The 6,932-nt window shown below is 30.7% G+C and carries 5 protein-coding genes and 1 pseudogene; 2 read left to right on the top strand and 4 right to left on the bottom strand.

Annotated features, from left to right (window positions below; genetic code table 11):
* Positions 1 to 826 precede the first annotated feature (826 nt).
* Both WH223_RS07735 and WH223_RS20105 read right to left on the bottom strand, forming a co-directional pair.
* A complete protein-coding gene (locus WH223_RS07735; protein ID WP_445265605.1) occupies positions 827 to 973 on the bottom strand; it encodes an IS3 family transposase in 147 nt (48 codons plus the stop codon).
* A gap of 109 nt (positions 974 to 1,082) precedes the next feature.
* Positions 1,083 to 1,358: pseudogene (locus tag WH223_RS20105) on the bottom strand (transposase); the annotation flags it as partial.
* Between the two features lie 239 nt (positions 1,359 to 1,597).
* Here WH223_RS20105 and WH223_RS07740 point away from each other — a divergent pair.
* The gene (locus WH223_RS07740; protein WP_340046982.1) at positions 1,598 to 2,347 is read left to right on the top strand and encodes a glycosyltransferase family 2 protein; all 750 of its coding nucleotides are present in this window, start codon (positions 1,598 to 1,600) and stop codon (positions 2,345 to 2,347) included.
* A gap of 1,312 nt (positions 2,348 to 3,659) precedes the next feature.
* Here WH223_RS07740 and WH223_RS07745 read toward each other — a convergent pair.
* Positions 3,660 to 4,391: a LytR/AlgR family response regulator transcription factor gene (locus WH223_RS07745; protein WP_340046983.1), complete on the bottom strand. Its 732-nt coding sequence runs from the start codon at positions 4,389 to 4,391 to the stop codon at positions 3,660 to 3,662.
* 185 nt (positions 4,392 to 4,576) lie between these two features.
* A complete protein-coding gene (locus WH223_RS07750) occupies positions 4,577 to 5,455 on the bottom strand; it encodes a sensor histidine kinase (RefSeq protein WP_340046984.1) in 879 nt (292 codons plus the stop codon).
* Positions 5,456 to 6,377: 922 nt separating this feature from the next.
* On the opposite strand from WH223_RS07750, the gene WH223_RS07755 reads away from it, so the two are divergent.
* Positions 6,378 to 6,644, top strand: a complete 267-nt coding sequence (locus WH223_RS07755) for a transposase (RefSeq protein ID WP_340046301.1) — start codon at positions 6,378 to 6,380, stop codon at positions 6,642 to 6,644.
* The last annotated feature ends 288 nt before the right edge of the window (positions 6,645 to 6,932 follow it).

The raw sequence follows: 6,932 nt of genomic DNA on the forward strand, positions 1-6,932 counted from the left end.
ATTTTTATTGATTATCGTATTGCTGAATTTGCTAATGACAGAAAACTCTTACTCTAAAATTATGTGTACATAAGCTAGATGCTGTGCCATATTTACCTATACATCTTCTTCTCGGACAACGGAATGCTTTTAAGAAAAGCTTAAAGGGATTGTAAATATTGCTGAGAAAGATGTTATTAATTTCAAATTACATGGAAAAAAGAACGGAAATATATCATGTACTAAATCTGGTACATCACAAATCGATATGGGGATGGCTCCTGAAATGATCTCAAGAACAAAACAGGCAGAATCATGGAATGAAGTCCTCAACAGTATTATAGAACTGACAAAGTGGACAGAAGAATGAAGGATTAATCATGTGAAATAATCTTAAATAATTGATATCATGTTTTATAATATAGCAACTTATTTAATACTGACTCTTCTGGCTTAATTCTAATAGTTTTTGTGAAGCGAAGAAAACGTAGGTATTATAGTAACACTTTTCTACTATATTCTTTTATCATATTATTTATTGCTCTATTTTTTGTCCATGGATGAGATTTGGGATACATCTTAGGCTTTTTATTCCGTAGGGTTTATAGCAATATTATATTTATTGATAGGGCTAGTTTTGCTAATTATCCAAATGATTTAAATTTAATAAATGTACTCACCTTCCAATCTTTCATCGGATTGGGCTATTTTATTTGTTGTCCATCTGCTTTTCTCGCCTTATCCCTCCCTCTCGATGAATGTATCGATATTGAGAAAAACCTGTTTCTTGTCGTCTTCCGGCATCACTGATATCGCCATGGTTCTTCCAAGGGTAGAGAAATCCAGTTCAGTTTCGGTCTTTCCCGAAAAGGAATCCTTCTTCTTTATAGATACGATAAAGCCTTTTATGATTATCTAGCCATCCTTCGCATCGTAAAAGTATGTAAATCCGCAAAAGTCCATAACGAACTCTAGATTCTGCAATAGCCCGTATTCTTAAGTGTCTGTATGCTTACTACTTTTATACTGCCACATGGAATCTGTTCAAAAGTGAAACTTGGCAGGATATGCTTAAAGAAACTCGATAGTTAGAAAGAAAATCCTTAACTACTTTGCGGTGTTGAGTAGATTTCAATATTTTTTAAGACGTCTTGTAACATCTTCTTATCTAGATTCCGATCGGCAACAAGTTTTTTTAGTTGTACACTCTTTTCTTCTAATTGATGTAACTTGCGTAATTCAGAAATACGTAAACTACCGTGTTTCTTCTTCCAATTATAGAATATGGTTTCGGTAATGCCTATTTTACGACAGATTTCCTCAACTTGGATACTAGTCTCGACCAGCTTGATTGCAAAGGAAATCTGTGTTTCAGAAAACTTCGGTCTTTTTTATTTTTCTTTCTTTATATTTAAAATTAGTTCTTCAGGTAGGGGTGTCTGTTTTTAAAATGTTTTTTGAAGGGAGGAACTCAAATTAGCAATATTGAGGATTAATTATTTACATTATTTTATAATATTTTTTTACTTAAGTCACATTGTGATAATTTATTAACTTATATTAGCCTACTTTTTTAAAAAAAAGTATTATTAATAAACGAAATTGTTAAACCTACTTTATGAGAAATATTCCGTCACTATCTTTTTGTATAACATGTAAAAATAGACTTCATCAAATCAAAAAAACGTTAAAGAAAAATCTCAGAGATAATTTCCCAATGAAACATAGAATTGATTTCGTTTTAGTTGATTTTTCTAGTAATGATGGTTTACAAGAATGGATTATTAAGAACTTCGAGGACGAAATTAGGGATGGTTATTTAAAATATTACTGGACTGCAGAATTGAAAGAATGGCATGCTTCTATCGCAAAAAATACAGCACATATTTTGGCAAAAGGCGACATCTTGGTAAATTTAGACTGTGATAACTTTACGGGTAAGGATGGAGGTCTTTTTGTTCTAGAAAAGATGTTAAAACTTGGAATACATAATACTGTCTTGCATCAATTTAGTAATGATTATAGTGATGGTACATTTGGACGTATATCTATGTCTAAAAAAAATTTTGTATATATTGGTGGGTATAACGAAGATTTTTATCCAATGGGGTATCAAGATGTTGATTTGATTACTAGACTTATGGTTAATGGATTAAGTTATATGAATTTTGAAAACAAGAGATTTAATAAGGCGATTCCAAACACTAAAGAGGAGGGATTGAAAAATGTGTTTACCTTGTTAACATGGAATGAAATGAATTTTAAGAATTCTCTAATTTCAAGAGAAAATATAACAAATGGTAGGTTAATTTCTAATGTTGATAAACAGAATATAGGAATTATCGATAATATTTTTTCTATTAGGTGAGTTTATCCTTTTTTTTATGCGATTAATTGCAATTATTACTCTTTAATGTAGTAATCTGTTTTCTTTATCTAGGTTCTAGTGATGATGGTTTTAACTATTTTGATTAATAGTGCTTAATGTTTTTTTTAAAGGTTGGTGTTTTTCTTGAACGTATCTCTAATTGTAGATTTATCGAAAACGTAAAACCTCGGAAGAAATTCTTATTTTCTGCATTATTCCTCCTCCATGAAAATAACTTAATCCAATAATTGTTTGTGAAATTCCAAAGGAAAGATGCATTCGAGTGATATTACCATCTATCGCGATAGTTTGACTTTTCAAAATTGTATATATTTATTGATAGCCTTAAGTGCCATAACATTCTTCTTTCTGAAGCTTTTTGTATTATTCCTTAGTAAAAATTTTTAATATTTTGATGCTACTTTTTTTATTAATTAGGTAAATTTATTTTAAACTCACCTTAATTACTTAAATTTGAAAAAAAGAAAGGAGATTCCATTTTATTGTAACTATAGGAATATGTGAATTCAACGATCTTAAACATTCCTCGGACATATATTTTTTTATTGTAAACGTATTTAATCCTAGATAAGTATATTCGAAATCGTTACTAATTTATTTACTTACTAATAAGTGTTTTAAGTTATGTTGTTGTGAGTGTTGGGGGGTAAAATTTAAATTACATGTACTGTCTTTTTGCTGTCACAAGTCTTAATTTCTAAGTTTAAAAAATACAAATTTTTATAGTTCATAAATCAGAAACGACGATTTTTTAGTATAAAGAAATATAGTTTGGAAGTTATAAATCTTTTTATTCCCTTAAAGATTGTAAGTAAACTGTCGTCATAAGGCTTAATCGTTAAGTTTGGTTAATACCTATGTTGCTACTGAGTGACTAAATTATGTTTTTTATTTTCTCGGTTTATAATTTTATTTTTTGTGCGTTTTGTTTTCAAGCCTAGGTAAAAGCAGATAAAATATTCCTCGAAAATAGCAGGTAAATAATAATAGGTTATTAATTACTACATAGAATATTTTCTTTAACCTGCTTATATATTTTGAATGGTATAGTGACTAACATTAATAACAATAGTATTTATTTCCCTTATTAGAAACAAGAATTTGTTCTAAAATGCATCCTTTACAGTGTTAAAGCTATTAAATGGAAACATCATTGGAATATTAATTAGTAAATTAATATTTCTTATATGCTATAATTGTTTACTGTTAAGGTTCTACTTCTCAAATAAGGTTGACCATTATACTTCTTTTACATCCTAAAGGAGAAGCTTAGATGTCTTGGGAAAATATCTTAAATTCGACTAGACTTATCTAAGAAGTTGATAAAACGTTTCCGATAACTTGCACTGATAATTAGTTTTTTGTCGGTCGCCTGTAGTTTGATGGAGTTCCCTTCTAATGACTTAAAATAATCCATATTAATCATGTAGGATTTGTGTATTCGTTTAAAACGGTCGCAGGGTAATTGTTCCTCAAAATCTTTTAATCGTCTGGATGCGACAATTGGGTCTAGGGAGGATTTTGTGTGTACGGCAGTGAAATTCGCTGCACCTTCGATATATTTTATGTCCTTGTAATCGAGCTTTATATATTTATTTCGTTCGATTTTTAAGTAGATGACATCGTTTTTATGTTCTATGCTCTTTTCAGAAGCGACTTTAGTTTTTTGATGTTTTTCATATACTTTGGCTATTGCGATGCATAGCCGATCAAAAGAGAAAGGTTTAAGTAAATAATCGATCACGCCATATTGATAGGAATCAAGCGCAAAATTGGTATAAGCAGTCACTATGATTACATTTGGAAAAGGGTATGCCTTTAAGAAATCGATTCCTGAAATTCTAGGCATTTCAATATCTAAAAAGACCAAATCTATGTTTGACCTGTTGATATTGATAAAAGCGGCAGCTTCTGTAGGAGCTGTGAATACTCCTACTACTTGTATGTAGGGAATTTTATCGCAAAAACTATGCATTACCTCGATTGCATGTTGTTCATCATCTATAATAATACAGCGAATCATCTTTCGTGAATTTTTAAGTTTACTCGATAAAACATCCCATTGTCTTGATACTCCAATTCGTAGTTATTCTTGTAATGTTTGTCTAGTATATTTTTGATATATCGTTTTCCTAAGGCATGGTTTGCGTATTTGTTTGCTTTCCGGTCGTGGTCAATCATGTTTTCTGTAAGAATCTCTATGAGATTTTAAGATTGTTTCACCTGCAGTAAGGTTGGATGCATATGGTCGTCAAAAATACCGTATTTCATCATGTTTTCAAAAAAAGTTAGCAGTACAAGCGGAGGAAGTTTTTTTCTAAACTCTAAACCTTCTTCTCTAATATTAAGGTAATACTTCCCTTCGAAACGTAAATAGTTTAAATCATAAAATTTTTTGATATGCGTTAATTCCTCATTAACTGATACGAGTTTACTATTATTGGAGTTACCTAAGGAATGACGCAATATATCAGATAGCAACAATACTGTTTTGTTAATCACTTTATTATCAGAAGAAATAGCTTTTGCATAAATGAAATTTAATGTGTTGAAGAGGAAGTGTGGATTAATCTGAGCCTGAAGTGCCAAAGATTTAGCCTCTAGTAGCTCTCGTATTAGTTTTTCTTTTTCAAGCTGTTTTTTTAGTATTTTTTTTTGGAGTTGTTCCTGCCTACGTAAAAACCAGAACAATACGGCGTAGGTGCCAAATTTTAAAAATACATCTATGCTACTACTAAAAAAAAAGTGCAAGTTAGTTACAGTTAAACTTTTGAAATCTGTGTATTCTGCCATTATCAAGACACTTCCTCGCCAAAATACAAAACAAAGTATCAAAATCAAGATTGAACGCCATATCAATTGATAAATCTGGACCTGTTTGATTGTTTTTGGAAGGACAAATAACGTCAGGGTGTAAAAAAAGAGTGTACCGAAAATGAGGTTTATTAATGTTTCAATCAATAAGTTAGTATTTGTATTGGATATTAAAGAAAATTTCAGTAACTCTAAGTACCAATATGTCAGCCAAACCCCAATATGAATCAAAGTCAATGTACCTCGGGTTACGGTTCTATTTTCGATATGCATGTATTGAAAGTAAGATTCGTTTATTTGGTTTGTATAGTTACGATAATAATGAAATATTTGGTTTAAAACAAATCGTTTTAAAAAAACAAGACCTAATTTAAAGAAATAGATGCGATGAAATAATATATGTGATTTTAGTATAGACAAGGGGAAAATTGTTTTTTTGTTGTTTGAAGTAGATCTTTAATGATGTTTTTTAGGGAAGTAATTTATCTATAGATTAATGCTGAATATATTGAAGTTTCTAGATATTTTCAAAGTAATCTCTTTCTTGTTACGGTTATTATTTGTATCCCATTGAGTAAAAGGTATAGCCTTTGCGGACATAAGATTTTTCGAACATATCTTTGGTCATATTCACAATCTGTTATAGGTTTCTGTAGTCTACGATTTCTTTTACGAGATATAATGAAAGGATTCGATATTTAGCTTAAGAGAAATTTAAAATGTGTGAAATCTACAAAATAGTGTCCGTAACTTTTACCTATACAAAGCATTCTAGCAAAAGCATGACTAGAATAGCAAATCTGGATTGAAATTATGTAAAACTATTTCATAGCGTTAAGTCAGGGAAGAAGTCTATCAGATGTGGTATAACATAATGAATATAAAGAGTGAAAAAAACTCTTTGAAAAAGTTTTAATTTTAAAGAAGTTGAAAAATTATTTAGGGAACTGTTAAAAGACGTCATTGAAAACAATTTACTGACCTTAATTGATAATTACTCACATATTTGTCTAATATCTGTTGATGTTTAAGTGGTGATTTTTTTTTTATTCAGCGTTATGTGTATTCTGAAAATTGATTTGTTTATAGTGAATGAAGAGATTCATATAATCGAAATCATAGCTGCCTTGTAGATGGGGTAGACTTACCTGTTTTTCAGACAAATTAAAAATGTTAAATTAGTTTGTTATATATTATGAAAAAGAGCAAGTTTTCCGAATATCAGATTGTCAATATTCTCAAGGAATATGAGTCAGGAAAGGCCACAAAGGATATCTGCAGAGAGCACGGGATCTCAGCAGCTACCTTCTATCAATGGAAGCAAAAGTACGGAGGTATGGATGCTCAGCACCTTAAAGAGCTGAAGGCTCTTCAAGAAGAGAACGCCCGTCTAAAGCGGATGTTTGCAGATTTAAGTCTTGATCACCGTATCTTAAAAGATATAATTGAAAAAAAGCTCTAAAGCTTTGTGAACGTAAAGAGCTGGTGAACGGTGCTATAGATGAGCAAGGAATCAGTATTCATAGAGCATGCAAGATTGTCTGTATGAGTCGGAGTATGTACTACTATGACCACAGAAAGGACGATCAAATAGTTATTTCAAAATTAATGGATCTGGCCTCCAGATATCCCACAAGAGGATTTGAAACCTATTTTGGTAAGATACGGCTGGAAGGTCTGCTCTGGAACAGAAAAAGGGTACTTCGTGTTTATCGGAATATCAAGTTAAAACTTAGAGTAAAACGCAAAC

It is taken from the genome of Sphingobacterium sp. MYb382 (assembly GCF_037572665.1).
Lineage (GTDB): Bacteria > Bacteroidota > Bacteroidia > Sphingobacteriales > Sphingobacteriaceae > Sphingobacterium.